The sequence below is a fragment of the Citrobacter sp. Cy070 genome (assembly GCF_030332245.1).
Taxonomy (GTDB): domain Bacteria; phylum Pseudomonadota; class Gammaproteobacteria; order Enterobacterales; family Enterobacteriaceae; genus Citrobacter; species Citrobacter youngae.
In genome coordinates this window covers 1-17,204 of the sequence record NZ_JAOWIG010000004.1, presented here as the reverse complement: position 1 = coordinate 17,204, position 17,204 = coordinate 1, and the positions used below count along the sequence as shown (strand labels likewise).

Annotated in this window: 19 protein-coding genes; 6 read left to right on the top strand and 13 right to left on the bottom strand. The window is 50.3% G+C overall.

The window, feature by feature from the left end; translation table 11 throughout:
• Positions 1-319 precede the first annotated feature (319 nt).
• Positions 320-748 carry a universal stress protein UspC gene (uspC, locus tag OGY19_RS00105; RefSeq protein WP_048211346.1) on the top strand — a complete coding sequence of 143 codons (429 nt, stop codon included), beginning with the start codon at positions 320-322 and terminating at the stop codon, positions 746-748.
• Here uspC and otsA read toward each other — a convergent pair whose 3' ends face one another.
• The 6 genes from otsA to OGY19_RS00075 form a co-directional block, all read right to left on the bottom strand.
• The gene (gene otsA, locus OGY19_RS00100) at positions 749-2,170 is read right to left on the bottom strand and encodes an alpha,alpha-trehalose-phosphate synthase (protein WP_101742210.1); all 1,422 of its coding nucleotides are present in this window, start codon (positions 2,168-2,170) and stop codon (positions 749-751) included.
• A complete protein-coding gene (otsB, locus tag OGY19_RS00095; protein ID WP_115601829.1) occupies positions 2,145-2,948 on the bottom strand; it encodes a trehalose-phosphatase in 804 nt (267 codons plus the stop codon). Before otsB ends, otsA begins: the two co-directional genes overlap by 26 nt.
• 175 nt (positions 2,949-3,123) lie before the next feature.
• Positions 3,124-4,110: an arabinose ABC transporter permease AraH gene (gene araH / locus OGY19_RS00090; protein WP_048211343.1), complete on the bottom strand. Its 987-nt coding sequence runs from the start codon at positions 4,108-4,110 to the stop codon at positions 3,124-3,126.
• A gap of 14 nt (positions 4,111-4,124) precedes the next feature.
• A complete protein-coding gene (gene araG, locus OGY19_RS00085) occupies positions 4,125-5,639 on the bottom strand; it encodes an arabinose ABC transporter ATP-binding protein AraG (protein ID WP_048211342.1) in 1,515 nt (504 codons plus the stop codon).
• Positions 5,640-5,744: 105 nt separating this feature from the next.
• Positions 5,745-6,734, bottom strand: coding sequence for an arabinose ABC transporter substrate-binding protein (locus tag OGY19_RS00080; protein ID WP_005127705.1), 990 nt, complete (start codon positions 6,732-6,734; stop codon positions 5,745-5,747).
• Positions 6,735-7,052: 318 nt separating this feature from the next.
• Complete coding sequence (locus OGY19_RS00075; RefSeq protein ID WP_048211341.1) at positions 7,053-7,610, bottom strand: DJ-1/PfpI family protein; 558 nt, start codon at positions 7,608-7,610, stop codon at positions 7,053-7,055.
• Between the two features lie 546 nt (positions 7,611-8,156).
• Between OGY19_RS00075 and OGY19_RS00070 the strand changes: the two genes are divergently transcribed.
• The gene (locus OGY19_RS00070; protein WP_048211340.1) at positions 8,157-8,660 is read left to right on the top strand and encodes a non-heme ferritin-like protein; all 504 of its coding nucleotides are present in this window, start codon (positions 8,157-8,159) and stop codon (positions 8,658-8,660) included.
• Between the two features lie 80 nt (positions 8,661-8,740).
• Here OGY19_RS00070 and OGY19_RS00065 read toward each other — a convergent pair whose 3' ends face one another.
• The gene (locus OGY19_RS00065) at positions 8,741-8,992 is read right to left on the bottom strand and encodes a DUF2766 family protein (protein WP_005127709.1); all 252 of its coding nucleotides are present in this window, start codon (positions 8,990-8,992) and stop codon (positions 8,741-8,743) included.
• A 131-nt stretch (positions 8,993-9,123) separates the two neighbouring features.
• Here OGY19_RS00065 and OGY19_RS00060 point away from each other — a divergent pair, with 131 nt between their 5' ends.
• Complete coding sequence (locus tag OGY19_RS00060) at positions 9,124-10,545, top strand: MFS transporter (protein WP_105242177.1); 1,422 nt, start codon at positions 9,124-9,126, stop codon at positions 10,543-10,545.
• Positions 10,546-10,578: 33 nt separating this feature from the next.
• Here OGY19_RS00060 and OGY19_RS00055 read toward each other — a convergent pair whose 3' ends face one another.
• A complete protein-coding gene (locus OGY19_RS00055; protein ID WP_115601828.1) occupies positions 10,579-11,217 on the bottom strand; it encodes an RpiB/LacA/LacB family sugar-phosphate isomerase in 639 nt (212 codons plus the stop codon).
• 268 nt (positions 11,218-11,485) lie between these two features.
• On the opposite strand from OGY19_RS00055, the gene yecR reads away from it, so the two are divergent.
• On the top strand, positions 11,486-11,821 hold the full coding sequence (gene yecR, locus OGY19_RS00050) for a YecR family lipoprotein (RefSeq protein ID WP_115601827.1): 336 nt from the start codon (positions 11,486-11,488) through the stop codon (positions 11,819-11,821).
• Positions 11,822-12,013: 192 nt separating this feature from the next.
• Positions 12,014-12,511, top strand: coding sequence for a non-heme ferritin (ftnA, locus tag OGY19_RS00045; protein WP_005127719.1), 498 nt, complete (start codon positions 12,014-12,016; stop codon positions 12,509-12,511).
• 45 nt (positions 12,512-12,556) lie between these two features.
• Here the strand turns inward: ftnA and OGY19_RS00040 are convergent, their stop codons facing one another.
• Positions 12,557-12,796, bottom strand: a complete 240-nt coding sequence (locus OGY19_RS00040; protein ID WP_048211337.1) for a YecH family metal-binding protein — start codon at positions 12,794-12,796, stop codon at positions 12,557-12,559.
• Between the two features lie 221 nt (positions 12,797-13,017).
• On the opposite strand from OGY19_RS00040, the gene tyrP reads away from it, so the two are divergent.
• Entirely contained in the window at positions 13,018-14,229 is a 1,212-nt protein-coding gene (gene tyrP / locus OGY19_RS00035) for a tyrosine transporter TyrP (protein ID WP_115601826.1), read from the top strand.
• Between the two features lie 26 nt (positions 14,230-14,255).
• Here tyrP and OGY19_RS00030 read toward each other — a convergent pair whose 3' ends face one another.
• The 4 genes from OGY19_RS00030 to OGY19_RS00015 all read right to left on the bottom strand — a co-directional run bounded on the left by OGY19_RS00030 (position 14,256) and on the right by OGY19_RS00015 (position 16,883).
• Positions 14,256-14,921: a YecA/YgfB family protein gene (locus OGY19_RS00030; protein ID WP_115601825.1), complete on the bottom strand. Its 666-nt coding sequence runs from the start codon at positions 14,919-14,921 to the stop codon at positions 14,256-14,258.
• 207 nt (positions 14,922-15,128) lie between these two features.
• On the bottom strand, positions 15,129-15,410 hold the full coding sequence (locus tag OGY19_RS00025; protein WP_048211334.1) for a heavy-metal-associated domain-containing protein: 282 nt from the start codon (positions 15,408-15,410) through the stop codon (positions 15,129-15,131).
• Complete coding sequence (locus OGY19_RS00020) at positions 15,407-15,763, bottom strand: mercuric transporter MerT family protein (RefSeq protein WP_048211333.1); 357 nt, start codon at positions 15,761-15,763, stop codon at positions 15,407-15,409. Before OGY19_RS00020 ends, OGY19_RS00025 begins: the two co-directional genes overlap by 4 nt.
• Positions 15,741-16,883, bottom strand: a complete 1,143-nt coding sequence (locus tag OGY19_RS00015) for a transglutaminase-like domain-containing protein (protein WP_115601824.1) — start codon at positions 16,881-16,883, stop codon at positions 15,741-15,743. The genes OGY19_RS00020 and OGY19_RS00015 overlap by 23 nt, the downstream gene beginning before the upstream one ends.
• Positions 16,884-17,204 lie beyond the last annotated feature (321 nt).

Sequence of the window (17,204 nt, the reverse complement as noted above, 5' to 3'; positions counted from 1 at the left end):
AGCTGATAGAAACAGAAGCCACTGGAGCACCTCAAAAACACCATCATACACTAAATCAGTAAGTTGGCAGCATCACCACCGTTTAAATGTTAATTGATGTATACTTTTTATTAACAAATTGTTTTTATTAGAGATGAGTTTAACTTAAATCATCAGAACAGATTTGCAGCTTATATGAAGTGATTATTCTATTTATAAGAATAATTAATGAATAATCATGATGACATTCACACAATTACCGTACGAAACGTAGCAGTATGGCGTTATACGATCAAAACTGAAAAGTTCTCTCATAATTCATGAACAAAAGGAGCGAGTTATGAGCTATGCGCACATTCTTGTCGCTGTTGCCGCCACCCCCGAAAGCCACCAACTGTTAGCAAAGGCTGTTTCAATCGCTCGCCCTGTCAACGCCCGCATTAGTCTGATAACCCTGGTTTCAGATCCCGAACTGTATAACCAGTTTGCTGCTCCAATGCTGGAAGATCTGCGGGAAGTCATGCAAGAAGAGACCCATAATTTTATCGATCAGTTAAGCAAAGAGGCGCAGTACCCCATTGAGCACACGTTTATTACCTATGGGACATTGAACGAACACATTCTGGATGTATGCCGCAAACACGCGGTTGATCTGGTGATTTATGGCAACCATAACCACAGTTTCTTTTCGCGAGCCTCCTGCTCAGCGAAAAGCGTGGTCAGCGCAAGCCAGGTTGATGTGTTGCTGGTACCGCTTGCCGGCGATTAATCACGCCTGTTTGCTGCAGGCTGTCTGCGGGTCAGGCGATAGGTTTTCCATATGACGCGATGCGACGTTCTTCAGATCGCAAATAAATCGTGCTTGCCAGTTGTTGATATCATTTTTAACGATGGTCTGCAGCATTGCCGCATGACGGGAAATGCGCTCGGCAAGCGACATCGTCAGAGCCTGGTTTAATGCGCCTGCAACATCATCCCGATCATAAGGGTTTACAATGAGTGCAGAAGTCAACTCATTCGCAGCCCCGGCAAACTGCGAGAGCACCAGGACGCCGGGGTTGGCAGGGTCCTGTGCGGCGACATACTCCTTTGCCACCAGATTCATGCCATCGCGTAGTGGCGTCACCAGTCCAACATCTGAGTAACGGAAGACCTTCATCAGTAATTTACGGTCAAAATACTGATTCAGGTAGTACAGCGGCGTCCAGCCCAGTTGCCCGTATTTACCATTGATCCGCCCAGCCTCGGTCTCTAACTGGTGACGAATATCCTGATAAGCCTGTACCTCCTCACGCGAAGTCGGTGCTATCTGCGTATAACGAATCTTACCGTGATGCTGGGGAAACTGTTCCAACAGCGCCTCGTAGGCCTGAAAGCGCTCCGGCAGGCCTTTGGAGTAATCCAGCCGCTCAACAGAGAAGATATTTTTCACATTTTTAAGTTCTGCTTTTAACTGCGCCAGTTTCGGCGGTAGCGATCCTGATGCTTGCCGTGCAATCTCCTCAGGTGCAATACCAATAGGATAAACTTCCGTGCGGAACGCTTTCCCCCAGGCCAGATGCTGTTTCTCGCGGAGCGTAGTTACCTGAGTTTGCGCCGTCAGACAGTCAAGAAAGGCCTGGCGATCGTTGTCGGTTTGAAAGCCCAATAAATCAAAGTCGCACAGTTGCTCAAGCAACGCCTGATGTGGCGGCAACGCATTGAAAATTTCGGGTGTCGGAAAAGGAATATGCAGAAAAAAACCGATGCGATTATTCACACCACGTTTGCGTAGCTCGCAGGCAAAGGGTAACAAGTGATAATCGTGGACCCAGATGATATCGTCATCGCTAAGCAGTGGCAGCAGCTTATCAACCAGTAAGGCATTAACCCGCTGGTAGCCTTCCCAGGCACTACGCTGAAACTGTACCAGGTCCAGTCGATAATGGAACGCGGGCCATAACACGGCATTCGAAAACTGGCAGTAATACTCCTCGTAATCCTGTTCACTCAGATTAAACGATGCCCAGGTGATGTTGCCACGGGTAACCTTTTTTAACGGTTGTTCCTCATTGCCTGTATCACCGCTCCAGCCGAACCACAGGCCGCCAGCCGCCTTCAGTGCGCCCAGCACACCTACAGCAAGACCGCCAGCACTGCCTTTGTCATCCGGTGAGGCGATGCGGTTAGATACTACGACTAAACGACTCATAGCCACCTCTCCTGTCATTCGTTGCTTCTTGTTCCTGCTGCGGACAGTTGATTTGTTCCAGCCAATGCCAGACGTCCCTGACAGCAGCCAGACGCCATGTCGCCTGAGTCTCCCCGCTACCCACTTTTACCGAGATACCGCCGGCGCGATTGACCACGACAAAACCTGTTTCATCGGTCAGATCATCACCAACAAAAACAGGGGTCCGTCCGACAAACGGCGCTTCCTGCATAAATGCCGCAATTGCATCTCCTTTATTGGTGTCCTGTGATTTGATTTCCACAACACACTTCCCGGGCTGCAATGCCAATTGCGGCCAGATATGGGTAATACGTTCCGCCAACGCCAGCAGCGCGGCCTCATGCTCAGGCGCCTGCCGGTAATGCAGAGCGAAAGCCATGCCTTTAGTTTCAAGCGTTGTCCCCGGTAACGTCGCCAGCGCCGCATGCAATAACGCCCCCGCTTCGCGCTCGACCACCGCAGGCAGATGCACAATATGGGTTTGACCATTGATGTCACGGCGTTCTGCCCCATGCACCCCGGCGAGCGGGAAACGATAAGGGGTGGTGAGTGCGTCAAGCTCTGCCATTGAGCGCCCTGAAATCAATGCCAGAGCACCCGCATTTTGCGTGGCCAGGCGATGTAATAACTGCAGAATTGCCTGTGGAACAACAACCTGGTCAGGATGCGGTTTGATTTCAGCCAGTGTTCCATCGAGATCGAAAAAATAAGCACAGTTTGTGGGATGCTCAGGGGGTAAGGTTAGCGATGCTGTCACCCGATTCTCCTCCTCGTCATGGTCTGTACGCCGCGCGGATCGCGCCGTATATAGGATGTATGACGGGTATAAGTATAGACAGTGTGACCGTGCTCGCCATTTAGAAAAACAATCGCCAGCCGGGTAGCGGCTGGCGATTGGCGGAAGCTAGACTAAAAAGTTGGGATTTAAATCATCAAACAGTACGCTTAGCTTTTTGTTTGTAGCGGTCGAAGATCACCGCCGCCAGCAGGATCAAACCTCGTACCACATACTGTGCGAATGGAGAGATATTCAGCAGGTTCATCGCGTTCTCGACCGTCCCCAGAATCAACACCCCTGCGACGACATATGAGATTTTTCCGATACCGCCTTTGAGCGAAACGCCCCCTAACACACAGGCAGAAATCACGATCAGCTCATAGCCGATAGAGGTCATTGGCTGGCCGCTGGTCATACGTGATGCCAGGATAATCCCCGCCACGGCGGACACCAGACCGGAGAGAATAAAGATAATAATCTTAGTGCGAACGACCGGCACCCCAGCCAGACGAGCCGCTTCCTCATTGCCCCCAATCGCCAGCGTATTACGACCAAACGTGGTTTTATTCAACAGCAGGCCAAAAATAATAAAACAGCCCACGGTTAACCAGATCGGTGCCGGCAGTCCTAACCAGTTGGCATAGCCAAGCGTAAAGAAGCGCTCGTCTTCGATTCCCACAGCTTTACCGTCGGAGATAATGTAGGCCAGACCACGAACAATTTGCATGGTGGCGAGCGTCGTAATTAACGCGTTAATTTTTAAGCGTGCAATCACGAAACCATTCACCAGACCGCACAGAACGCCGAGCAACAACCCTGCCGCCACGCCAATCCACAGGCTTTCGGTCATATTAATGACCACTGCCGTCGTCACCCCTGCGCAGGCAATAACGGACGCTACCGAGAGGTCAAAATCGCCGGATGCCAGGCAAAATAACATCCCGCACGCAACCATACCCGACATAGATACCGCCAGTCCCAGCCCCTTCATGTTGATGAACGTCGCAAAGTTTGGCACAAAAATAGCGCAAACCAGGAACAACACGGCAAACACCACCAGCATCCCGTACTGATCCCAAATTCGGCCAAGATTTAGCGCCGACTTCGCAGCGCCTGAACCCGATGTAGAAACGGAAGACATCATATTCTCCTTATTCAGGCGACTGCCTGGCTGACTTTAGGCATAGCAAGGCTCAACGCCTGGCGTTCATCCGCCTGTTCATGAAGTAATTCACCTGCGATCTCACCTTCTCTCATCACCACAATGCGGTCGGCGACACCAAGAACTTCCGGCAGGTCACTGGAGGCAAACAGCACGGCAACACCGCGCGCAGCCAGGGCATAAATCACGTTATAAATTTCATGTTTCGCTCCAACATCAATGCCGCGGGTGGGCTCATCCAGCAAAATCACTTTCATCTCTTCCGATAACCAACGCCCCAGAATGGCCTTTTGCTGATTACCGCCAGAGAGGTTCATGATCAGTTGCTCTGCACCCGGCGTTTTAATGTTGAGTGAACGGATATGATGGTCAGCATTGGTCTCTTCCCAGCCGTTGTTGATCAGACATCCCCCCGTAACATGTTTACGGCGCGCACTAATATTGATGTTGTTGCGTACCGAATGGACCGGGATGATCCCTTCGGCTTTGCGATCCTCCGGACACAGCATCATGCCTGCTTCAATGGCGTGACTGGGTTTGCGGATATCTATCGCTTGTTCGTCAATAAACACCTGGCCCTGTGTGATACGCGTCCCGCCAAACAGACCTTTCATTAATTCGCTACGTCCGGCACCAACCAGGCCGAACAGTCCGACGATTTCGCCGCTACGCACCGATAAGCTGATCGGAGTGCGCACGCCTGGCGCTTTTACCTCATGCAGACGCAGACGCTCCGCGCCATAAGGTCTGGCTTTCCAGCCATAGATGTCCCCAAGATCACGCCCCACCATCGCCTGTACCAGTGCGTCGTGATCAACCTGCTGCATATCCGTAAACGTTTTGACGTACTGGCCATCCTTAAACACCGTTATGGCATCGCTGAGGGCGAAAATCTCCTCCATGCGGTGCGAAACGTACAGAATGATGCGGCCCTCATTGCGTAGCTCACGAATTACGCGAAACAGATTGTCAATCTCCCTGGCGGAAAGAGAGCTGGTGGGTTCATCAAAAGCGATAATCTTGGCATTACGCGCCAGCGCCTTAGCAATCTCCACCATTTGCCACTGACCGATGGAGAGATACTTCAACGGAATATCAGGATCGATATCCATTCCCAGATGCTTTAACTGCAGCCCCGCCTCGTAGTTCAACAACGAGCGGTTCACAATCCCACCCTTATGCGGAAGCTGGCCTAAATAGATGTTCTCGGCGACGGTCATTTCCGGCACCAGATGCAATTCCTGGTAAATAATGGCGACACCGGCATTCAGCGCAGTGGTTGTGTCCGCAAACGAAACCTCCTGTCCGCGGATCGCTATAGATCCCGTGGTTGGCGCGTAGTTACCGCTGAGAATTTTTAATAATGTTGATTTCCCGGCGCCATTTTCACCCATCAGTGCATGCACCTGACCGGCATAGCAGTCGAAACTAATATCCGTCAGCGCTTTTACGCCAGGGAAGGTTTTACCGATGCCGCGAAATGAGAGATACGGGGTAGACTGTTGCATAACGTCTCCGTGGATCTAAACGGTTGCCTGATGGCGGCGTAGCCTTATCCGGCCTACGAAGGGCGTTATTTGTAGGCCGGATAAGATCGTTTTACGGCAGTTGAGTTATTTGCCGCCTAAGCCTTTTTTCGCCAGTTCTTCTTTGAAGTTGTCGCGAGTAATCAACACCACATCGGTAACTTCAGTAAACACTGGCGGTTCTGCGCCTTTGGTGACCCAGTTGTAGAGCATTTCACTGGATTTATAACCGTGAACGTCCGGGCTAGGCAGCAGTGAACCGTAGAATCCGGTGGCTTCCGCTTTGGAGAGTTCGCTAATTGCATCAACACCGTTAATACCGATACCAATCACGTTTGCAGCTTTAAACCCCTGCCCTTCGGTAGCACGCACGCCACCCAGCACAGTGTTGTCGTTCATACCGACAATCAGCCAGTGTTTAACTTCAGGATGTTGCACCAGCATGGAGTTTGCGGCGTCGAATGCGCCCGGGATATCATTCGATTTGGTTGGGACCTGGTAGATCTGTTTTTCCGGGAAGCCTGCAGCTTTAAGCGCTTCCATCGAACCCGATGTACGACGGCGCGCGGTATCCAGTTCGTTTGCGGTAATCGCCATTACAGCGGAAGATTTCACATCCCAGCCACGTTTCTGCATTTCTTTGTACAGTTCCTGGCCCTGGCGTTCACCAATTTTGGTTGCTGCCATCATCACCAATGGCACAGTATCCATCGGCTTACCTTTCGCATTGGCGAACTGATCGTCAACCGCGATGACTTTCATGTCATAGCCACGCGCCTTTGCCATAATAGCAGGCCCAAGTTTTGGGTCCGGCGTACAAATTACAAATCCTTTTGCCCCGCTTGCCGCCAGGCTGTCGATAGCATTCAGGGTTTTCTCGCCGTCTGGAACGGCAATTTTAATCACCTCAAACCCAAGGTCTTTACCGGCTTTATCAGCAAACTTCCACTCTGTCTGGAACCAGGGCTCTTCCGGTTGTTTGACCAGGAAACCGAGCTTCATGGATTCAGCGATAGCGGATTGTGACATAATGGCAGCCAGACCAATGGCCGCCAGCGCTTTAGTGAATTTGTGCATGGTTAACTCCAGCTTTAACGTTCTTTTATGTAGGGTAAAATCAAACGATTTTTTGTAATCCGGACGTAAAACAAGGCATTACCTTTTATTGATAAGATCAATGCCAGTGCTGAGAGTATTTTTAGCGGGAAATTGATTCTCCATAAGAGAGCGGCATCACACCCTGGAATTACAGTAGTTGCGTACATAAATTCAGCGGGAAATGACATAAAAAAACTCAATTTTCAGAATAGGGAAAATGAGAAATAGCAGATTAATCCATAACATCAGCCAGTGAATCCTTGTTCCCGAATATCGAAACATCCGGGAGTCCAATGATTACCAGGGGTAATAAATATGGTCAGCGTGATCGCGAACAGGGATATCGTCTTCTAACAGACGCGCAGAAAGCGTAAACGCAAAATCAAAAATATGGCCCAGCCCTTTGCCACTGATAAGATTGCCATCTTCAACAACAGGCGCATCGACATACTCGCCGTCGGTGATGGTTTGCCACAGCTCACCTGAACACACGTAGCGCCGTCCTTTCAGCAACCCATTACCCGCCAGCACCCGCGCGGCTGCCGAACAAACCGGGCAAATCAGTTTTCCTGCATCGTCATGACGAGCGACAAACTGGACGACTGCAGCGCTGGCGGCAAGATTTACGCTACCCTGTGGTCCCCCTGGCAACACGATCGCGTCGTAGAAGGCATCCCGACGGGCCTCCAGCGTACTGTCGGTCACCATCGGCACGTCATGATAGCTCACCACCGCACGAGACTCAGCGCAGGCCAGCGTCTCAACCTCAATTTGCAGGCGACGTAGAATATCAATAGTAACAATAGCTTCAGCCTCTTCAAAACCGGGTGCCAGCAACACCGCCACCTTCTTCATATACAACTCCTCGATTTATCCACCGATATCCAACAACAAATGCCGAATAATTCATTCCGTTAAATTTATTAAAACTGATCTGGCGCAAGAAATTAGGTTGCAGATAATTTCCAGACACATCACTTCACCGGGAAGTTCGCATCAAAACCAGCGGTGATAATCACCAGACGTCATAGAATACCGCGGCCTGAAATTTAATTTTGAGACTTGAAACAGTATTTCACTGTCTTTATTTTACATAAATACATTATAAATCAGATAATTATATTCATATTTCTTATATACACAAACGGCATGGCTAAGCATATTGTTATGCCAATATGTAAAAAAACATAAATAGGTGGTTTTAAGGATTTTCTTGATACCAGGCACGCGCTATGCTGATTCACGATCGGAAGCGGATATAATTCGCGATCATCTAAAGGACCGGCGGAACGGATTTATTCTGCTAACAGTATTACTCGTACGTAGATGTGAAGTGCAACGGCAGCCCGTTGTACTGGCGTTGGTGACGTACTTCTCTTTTCTGGAAATAAGGATATTGATATGGCTGCAGTTGGAATTGTGCACAAACTCAACACGCAAATGAACCTTGAGTTTTACGCATCGAATCTCTACCTTCACCTCAGTGAATGGTGCTACGAACACAGCCTGACAGGCACCGCGACGTTTCTGCGCACTCAGGCGCAGGGTAACGTGACGCAAATGATGCGTATGTTTAATTTTATGAAAAACGCAGGGGCTAACCCCATCGTCAAAGCCATCGATGTTCCCGGTGATGACCTAACGTCCCTTGAAGAGCTGTTTCAGAAAACGCTGGAAGATTATCAGCAGCGTTCTCGTACGCTGTCACGTCTGACGGATGAAGCAGAAGCGTTGAACGACGCACCAACCGTTGATTTTCTTCATGATCTGGAAAAAGAACAGCAGCAGGATGGCGTGCTGCTACAAACGATTCTTGATGAAGTTCGTAGCGCTAAACGTGCTGGGCTGTGTATGGCGCAAACGGATAAGCATTTGCTAAACGTCGTAAACTACCAACATCACTGAAGTCCGATCGCGACAAATCTGCGCCTCCCGTTCTGAGAGGCGTAAAAAAACCTTTCTAAAACCTGAAACAACGGTTTATTTTAGTGAGACTCATTCTGCGGAGTGAATTTCAGCTCGATCAACGCAACCGCTTTTTGAATTGCGCGCATCGTAACGGGATCAGCGCCCGCGGGATGGCTGGAAAAGTCGATGCTTTTCAGTTGACTGGACATTTTTTCCCGAACTTCTACCGGGGCAATAACATCAATAACATCCAGAATTTGCTTGATAACCAACTGGCAGGCAACAACGTCCGAGAGCAGTTCCTGATCGGCATTCAGTGTTTGGGACATAGTGAGCTCCTTATAGAAAGGTCGTCATAGTACCTATTCAGCGCTCGAAACGGTAGCGGTGCAAGCAGTACAACCGCGCTGAAAATAAAAAAACAGACCCAGTTAATTTCGTTTGAGATGGCAAGCACAACATGAGTGAACATTTAGCGGTTGAGAATAAGCGGGGTCTTTCTCCGGCTGCACTACTGGTCGCCGGGGCCTTCTTTATGGAGTTCATCGATGGCACGGTGATTGCGACGGCCCTACCCGATATGGCAAAAAGTTTCGGCGTGCAGGCCGTTGATCTGAACATCGGCATCAGTGCTTATCTGATCACGCTGGCGGTTCTCATCCCTGCCAGTGGCTGGATTGCCGATCGTTTTGGTGCCCGAAAAGTGTTTACCCTGGCACTGGCGATCTTTACCTTCGCCTCAGTCTTATGCGGACTCGCCACCAGCATTGAAGGCTTTGTGGCAATGCGCATTTTACAGGGTGTCGGGGGGGCACTGATGGTGCCGGTCGGCCGCCTCGCCGTTCTGCGTACCACGCCTAAACACCAGTTAATCACCGCAATCGCCACCCTGACCTGGCCTGCCTTAGTGGCCCCAATAATTGGCCCCCCCCTGGGCGGATTTATTACCAGTTACGCCAACTGGCGCTGGATCTTCTTCATTAATGTGCCGCTGGGGTTGCTGGCGATTGCGCTGGCGCTGCGTTTTATCCCGGATATTCATGATGACGAGCGACGCCCGTTCGATTTTCCCGGTTTTATTGCCACATCGGTCGCGATGGTCAGTCTGGTATATGCGATGGAACTGCTGGGAACCCAACAGCCGCAGGGCTGGTTAACCGCGGGACTTCTGGCACTTGGAATAGCCACGTTCCTGTTTGCCCTGCGTCATTTTCGCCAATCCGCATGGCCGATGATTCGTCTGGATGCCATGCGCGTGCCTACATTTCGTGTCACGATGTACGGAGGCTCGCTGTTTCGTGCCTCTATCAGCGCGGTACCCTTTCTGTTGCCACTGATGTTTCAGGTTGGGTTTGGTATGAATGCTTTCCATGCCGGTTCGCTGGTGTTGGCCGTGTTTGTTGGCAACCTAACGATTAAACCCGCTACTACGCCGTTAATACGCTGGTTAGGCTTTAAAAAGCTGCTGTTGATAAACGGTGCGCTTAATGTGCTGGCGCTATTGGCGTGTGCGCTGATCACGCCGCAAACTCCCGTATGGGTAATATTACTGGTGCTGTATCTGGGCGGCGTTTTTCGCTCAATTCAGTTTACCGGTGTCAGCACGTTGGCATTTGCGGATGTTCCTGCATCGCAGATGAGCTATGCCAATACGCTGTTTAGTACAGCGACGCAACTGGCTGTTGGATTAGGGATTTCGTTGGCGGCTATCGGGATCCGTATCGGGGATCAAGTGAGTGAATGGTTGTCACTGGGTGCGATACCCGGCATCAGTTTCCGGCTGGCATTCGTCGCTATCGCCATGATTTGCCTGATAGGAATGGTTGATACCCTGCGCCTTACCCGCGATGCGGGAAGCGCAGTGTCAAATAAGCGTCGATAAGCCCGATAGTTCGCGCCATCGGGCCAACCGGGTTTAGCCAATAACTTCACGGACAAAGGCTTCAATCGCTTTATCCTGGCAGTTTTCAAAGAAACACTGCTGGAAACGTGGGCCTGAAACGGCGGTTTTCACCAGTTCAGGATCGATAGCGCACAGGGTATCAAGATAATTTTCTTTTACTACTGCCGCTTTCACCTGGTTTAAAATCCCCGCATTACGCACCTGCGGGTCTTTCCGCTCCGGCGGATAACCTTCACCATTACGACCGGTAAACGCTTTTTCAAACATATACCGGACGTTCAGTTCAGCCCCCCAGCCAAACCCTTTCGCAAAGGCCAGCGAGAGCGCATTACCGTTGTTGATCTGCGCAAACAGGAACGCATCCGCGGGATCAAGGCAGTAGCCACACACCACGCCCGGGTGAATATTCAGTGACATCATGGCCCCCTGACCCGTACCGCAGCCCGTGACAACGAAATCAACCGCTTTTGAATTGAGCAGAATGCTGGCCATAATCCCTAAATGGATGTAAGTCAGATGGTGATCATTTTCGTCGCTCATCCCGACGTTGAATACCGGAAAACCCTTTTCATCCGCGACAGACTTAAGCTCATGGTGAATGATCGCGTTTTTGCTTGCCTGGCTGTTTTCCATCATCAATGCAATTTTCATTGTGTATTCTCCTGAATGCGTCGCGGGGGCCCGCCGTAAGTCATGACATTTCAGCCACATTACTATTTAGCAAATCAGCTTTCAAATTTTATGAAATTAAGTTTCATAAAATATCGAGATGCTCACGGTTTTTACGCCAGCCTTCAGAATTGACTCATAAACAGGGGGTCGTTGCGATTAATCACAGGTGATCTTCTGGCTATTCAGGCCATTGATTAGCCGTGATGTATGTCAGGATAGCGTATCACCGATTTTTCAGAGCGATTTCATGAAGACCTTTATTCTTGCCCTCTTACCGCTCATGCTGACGGGATGCACCATCACCAGACAGGCTCAGGTCAGCGAAACCAGCAGCATTACCGGCGTGGTTCGTCTGACTTACAACCAGGCCATGCTACAAACAGCACGTACAGACGATTATGTTGCTCAGGGAACGGCGACAAAAGCATGTCAGCGCATGGGTTATGCCAGTGCAGTCGGATTTGGCCAGCCGGTTGCGACCTGCAGCGTTTATGCGGGTTCTCTGTGTTTGAATACCAAAATCACGCTGTCCTGGCAGTGTCACGGTGTTGCCGTACCACAAACTTCCACTTTCCATTATTAATCATTCCGACCAGCACATCTGCTGGTCATCTACTCTATTTTTATTTATATCATCAATTTAATAGCGTTAATGCGTTTTATTCCCATTCGCATTTTTAATAAATAAATTTATTATTTTACCTTTTGCAAATAATTAAATAACAAATTATAGTGGCGCCACGTCAATATATAATAACGTTCGTGGAGCAGAACCATGCTGAAAACAGAAATGATCGACAAACTGAATGAGCAAATGAATCTTGAATTATATTCATCCCTGCTCTACCAACAGATGAGTGCGTGGTGCAGCTATCACAGCTTCGAAGGTGCCGCCGCGTTTCTGCGTCGCCACGCCCAGGAAGAAATGACGCACATGCAGCGTCTGTTCGATTACCTGACGGATACCGGCAGCCTGCCGCGTATTAATACTGTTTCTTCACCGTTTGCAGAATATGCGTCCCTGGATGAGCTGTTCCGTGTAACCTATGAGCACGAACAATTGATCACGCAGAAAATTAATGAACTGGCGCATGCGGCAATGACCCACCAGGATTATCCGACCTTTAATTTCCTGCAATGGTATGTTGCTGAGCAGCATGAAGAAGAGAAGTTATTTAAATCTGTCATCGATAAGTTATCGCTGGCCGGTAAAAGTGGCGAAGGTCTTTATTTCATCGATAAAGAACTGGCAACCCTTGATACACAGAATTAATGTTGTTGGGTAACGGTGGCTGTTTGCCACCGTTATTCGAGAATCTTAGTGACGGCAGATCTTGCTTTCATGCGTAGAGAAGCCGTCTTCTTTGGCAATAAACTTCCCCTTCGCCGCTAAAAACGCGACCAGCTCACCCGCCGTCATGCTTTCTGCTGAACAGGTGTGAAAACGTGCCTGCTCACCAAAACGCGCGGTAATTGCCGCCTCAAGGCTGGCATGTGAATACTGCTCACCAGATTCAATCATCATGTTGAGCACCTCGTGACCGTGAATAGATTCCATACTACCTCCTCAATAAAGCCCGTAGCCTAATGTGAACCGTACAACGCTGCTTTGCGCTAACGCAGGTTTATGCGGGCAGAGAGCATTTAATACACCTTAATCCCCAAACATCTGTAAACATTAATATACAGCATTTGTAACGGTGATTTGACGAAAATAGCGTTATGCCTTAACCTGCGCCGCAGATATAACCGTTGATTATCTCTGGGACAGAGGAAAGCGTGAAAAACAGAACCCTGGGTAGTATTTTTATCGTGGCGGGAACCACGATTGGTGCCGGTATGTTGGCAATGCCGCTGGCGGCGGCAGGCGTGGGGTTTAGCGTCACGCTGGTGTTGTTGGTTGGGTTATGGGCCCTGATGTGCTACACTGCGCTGTTGCTACTTGAAGTGTACCAACATGTACCGGCAGACACTGGGCTTGGCACACTGGCAAAACGCTATCTGGGTCGATACGGGCAGTGGGTAACGGGCTTTAGCATGATGTTCTTGATGTATGCCCTGACCGCCGCCTACATCAGTGGTGCAGGCGAGCTGCTGGCCTCCAGCATCAGCGACTGGACCGGAACCAGCATCTCGCCCACCACAGGCGTATTGCTGTTCACCTTTGTTGCCGGTGGCGTGGTATGCGTCGGGACTTCACTGGTTGATTTATTCAATCGTCTGTTGTTCAGCGCCAAAATCATCTTCCTGGTGGTAATGCTCGCGCTGTTGATGCCGCATATTCATAAGGTGAACTTGCTTACCCTGCCGCTTCAACAAGGCCTGGCGCTTTCCGCGATCCCAGTTATTTTTACCTCATTTGGTTTTCACGGTAGCGTGCCCAGCATCGTCAGCTATATGAACGGCAACATCCGTAAACTGCGCTGGGTGTTTATCAGCGGTAGCGCCATCCCGTTAGTAGCCTATATTTTCTGGCAACTGGCCACACTCGGTAGCATTAACTCGTCAACATTTATGGGACTTTTAGCCAATCACGCTGGCTTAAACGGTTTGTTACAGGCATTACGTGAAGTCGTGGCTTCGCCGCACGTCGAACTGGCTGTGCATCTGTTTGCCGACCTCGCACTGGCAACCTCTTTCCTCGGTGTCGCACTGGGGTTATTTGATTACCTGGCAGATCTCTTTCAACGCCGTAATAGTGTGGCCGGCAGAATGCAAACTGGCGTCGTGACGTTCCTGCCACCGCTGGCATTTGCTCTTTTCTATCCGCGAGGTTTTGTCATGGCGCTGGGATATGCAGGCGTTGCTCTGGCCGTTTTGGCTCTGTTGATCCCCTCCATGCTGGCCTGGCGGAGCAGAAAGCACAATCCACAGGCAAACTACCGCGTAGCCGGCGGTGCTCCGGCGCTGGCACTGGTATTTTTGTGCGGCATTGTGGTGATAGCAGTACAGTTTTCTATTGCAGCAGGATTACTACCAGAAGTGGGTTAAAACAAAGGGGCTTTCGCCCCTTTCTGTTAATGCAAACAGCACTGCTTATATTTCTTGCCGCTGCCACAGGGACAAGGGTCATTGCGCCCTACTTTGGCATCCACTTTCACCGGTACTTTGACTGGCGTTTCCTGAGGATGCGCCATCCAGTAAGCATGCAGGTCCAGCGCAGCCAGGCGGATGGCATCGACGCTCTCTTCAAACGCTTCAGGTGTCAATTTCTCAACCACCGCAAAGTTCTCTTCCGTACCGTGCAGCGCAATAGCCTCAAGTGCTGGTTTTAACGTGTCCGGTAACGCGGACCAGTCTGACAGTGCAACGCCGCGCATATAACCAAAGCACCACTCTTCAACGATAGTCAGCTCATGCTCTTCAATTTCACGCAGGCCGAACAGCGGTTCAAACTGCTCCGGGAACTCATCCAGACGATCGGCCGTATCCGCCATATGCTGGAACGCCAGATTCATAAAACGCGCCATTTCTTTTTCGGAGGACCAGCGCGGAACATACTGTGCACCGCCCCAGATAGCGACCAGCCACTGCTCCGGCTCGATCTCATACGGTGAACTGAGCACCGCCGTCAGTAAGCCATCCAGCTCTGACACATCCAGAATAGACTTGTCCGTATTGTACTTAGTCAGCACATCATCCAGCCATTCCAGCTCGCTCTCGTTTAGTGGTCCCGTTTTCATAACGCTTTTCCTTAGTAAAAATTCTTGCCTGTGATTATCTTACATGGCTGGTGGGATAGCAGATCCAAATGGGCATGAGCGGCTTACAGGTACCGCCAATTCAGGTTAACAGGAAACGAGGGGAATTCCGGTAGTTAACGCACAAAAGGGAGCATCAGCCGCGGGGCATCATACGCGGAAAACAGAACAAAACCACCCGAAGGTGGTTTATTGTGGCTCAATACGGTTCAACGTTGCGGTATATCCCGTTTTCGCCACCGCGTTAAGTAGCGTATCGGTAGAAAATCCCTCCGGGACGATAGCCTCTGCCTGCCGGGTCTTGAGCGAAGATTTGGCTTTAATCACCCCATCAGTTTCACGTAACGCCTGATTGACCGAAATGACACATAACGAGCAGGTCATATTTTGGATATCCAGCACCACTTTCTGATTGGCAGCCTGAGTCCACAATGGCAACAGCAAACATGCGATTAACGTAATAATCTTCACTCAAACACCTCATAAAACCAGGCCACGATCGTGGGGTAAAACAACACGGGCAGAATCAGCGCCAACGCACACCAGTAAAGAACGCGCGCTTGCTTCAGGGACAGCCATCCGGAACACCATAGCTTTTTAGAAAAGTAGAGTCGCCAGAAAACGCGTAATAATAGCCCTAAGGACAGCAACATCAGAGGAACGCGCAGAAACTCAAACTGAGTGAACACGGCAAAGCTCGCCGCCGAAATACCAAACAGCAGATACAGCAGCGGTCCGACGCAACATAAGCCAGCCGTGACGGCAGCCGCGGCGGCCGTCAGCAGGGTCAATCCCGCCCCTTTAGCGTTGTTCTGTTGCGACATAGTGGTAAGAGAACGCTTTCGGGTCATAGAAATTGATGGGGTCACCGTCTACTTCAGCATAAGGATAACCAAAGTTGTTCATCGCTCCCTGCTCAGTAGCCGGGTACAGTTCAAAGTCACGACCATAGTTGAAGCCAACCCAGTTCATTTCCCAGTTGCCAAACAGATAGGTATTCACTGCCTGGACGTCCGCATCCTGATGCGTTTTTTTCTCCGCCAGACGCATTTTGGTCACATCGGCCGGATCGCATGGTAACCAACCGTAACCCGCCAGGTAGAACTCCGCACGGCAGTGCTGTCCCCCGCTAACATCAGCAACACCTGCACTGTCGGCTTTGCCAAATGCGCTTTTTGAGTAGCGCTCCAGCTTGTTTGCTTTCCCCAGACGAATCCCGAACAATTCACGTGCAGGAATGCCGCTGGCTCGGGCCAGGGCGACAAAAACAGAGCTCATGTCGGTGCATTTGCCCTTGAGCTTTCCGCTTTTCAAAATCTCCGCGACATCCCCGGTTCCGCAGCCGATAACGTCATTATCACGCTCCATATGACTGCTCACCCACTCGTATATCAGGCGAGCTTTTTTCAGCGGATCTTGTTCATTACCGGTAATTTTACGCGCCGTTTCCAGGACCTGCCCATCAATCGGTGTGTGCGTTGTTGGCAGCAGATACGGTTTTGCATCCAGCGGATACGTAATCTGTTCCGGTGCTTGCCAGTTTTTTAGCGCGTCATGTTGCAGTGGTTCCCAATCGGCTGTCTCAATGTCGAGATCAACCTTGATCAGCAGTTCTCCCTGCGAGTCAGGCCAACTGGCAAACAACGTTTTCGCGCCATAAGCATTGTTGGTTGTGACGTACGCCTGTTTATAATTGCCGCTAAAAGCAAGATTCGTCATTTGCTGGAATGCGGTATCGACCGGCAAAGGGATCCACAACTTCACGACACCATTCGACCCCTTTGGTGGGTTGAGCTTATACGTTTGCGATAGCACAAAGCGCCGACGTGCCACAGGCACGATTGCAGGCTCAGCAGCCTGGACCGTGCGGCTAACAATCGAAGGGCCGACTATACCGGCGGCGGAAAGGAGAACGCTATTTTTGAGAAATTGTCGACGTTGCATTGCTGTCTGTCCATGTTATGAGAGTTGAGCGGCGGCTGAATAACAAACCGTAGGCGATCATCACAGCAGACAGACGCTTCCATAAAAAGGCGAGTCGATGGAGGTTATTCATCAATAACAGACCTGTTAACTGTGAATGAAATAAGAAACTACGTGGTCGCCATTAAGCCACTTACCGGCGAGAAAGTACAGTAATGGCGGCATGAAGATCCCTCATTCTCATTAAGGAAAGACCGCCGAAAACCGGTGATGCTGCCAACTTACTGATTTAGTGTATGATGGTGTTTTTGAGGTGCTCCAGTGGCTTCTGTTTCTATCAGC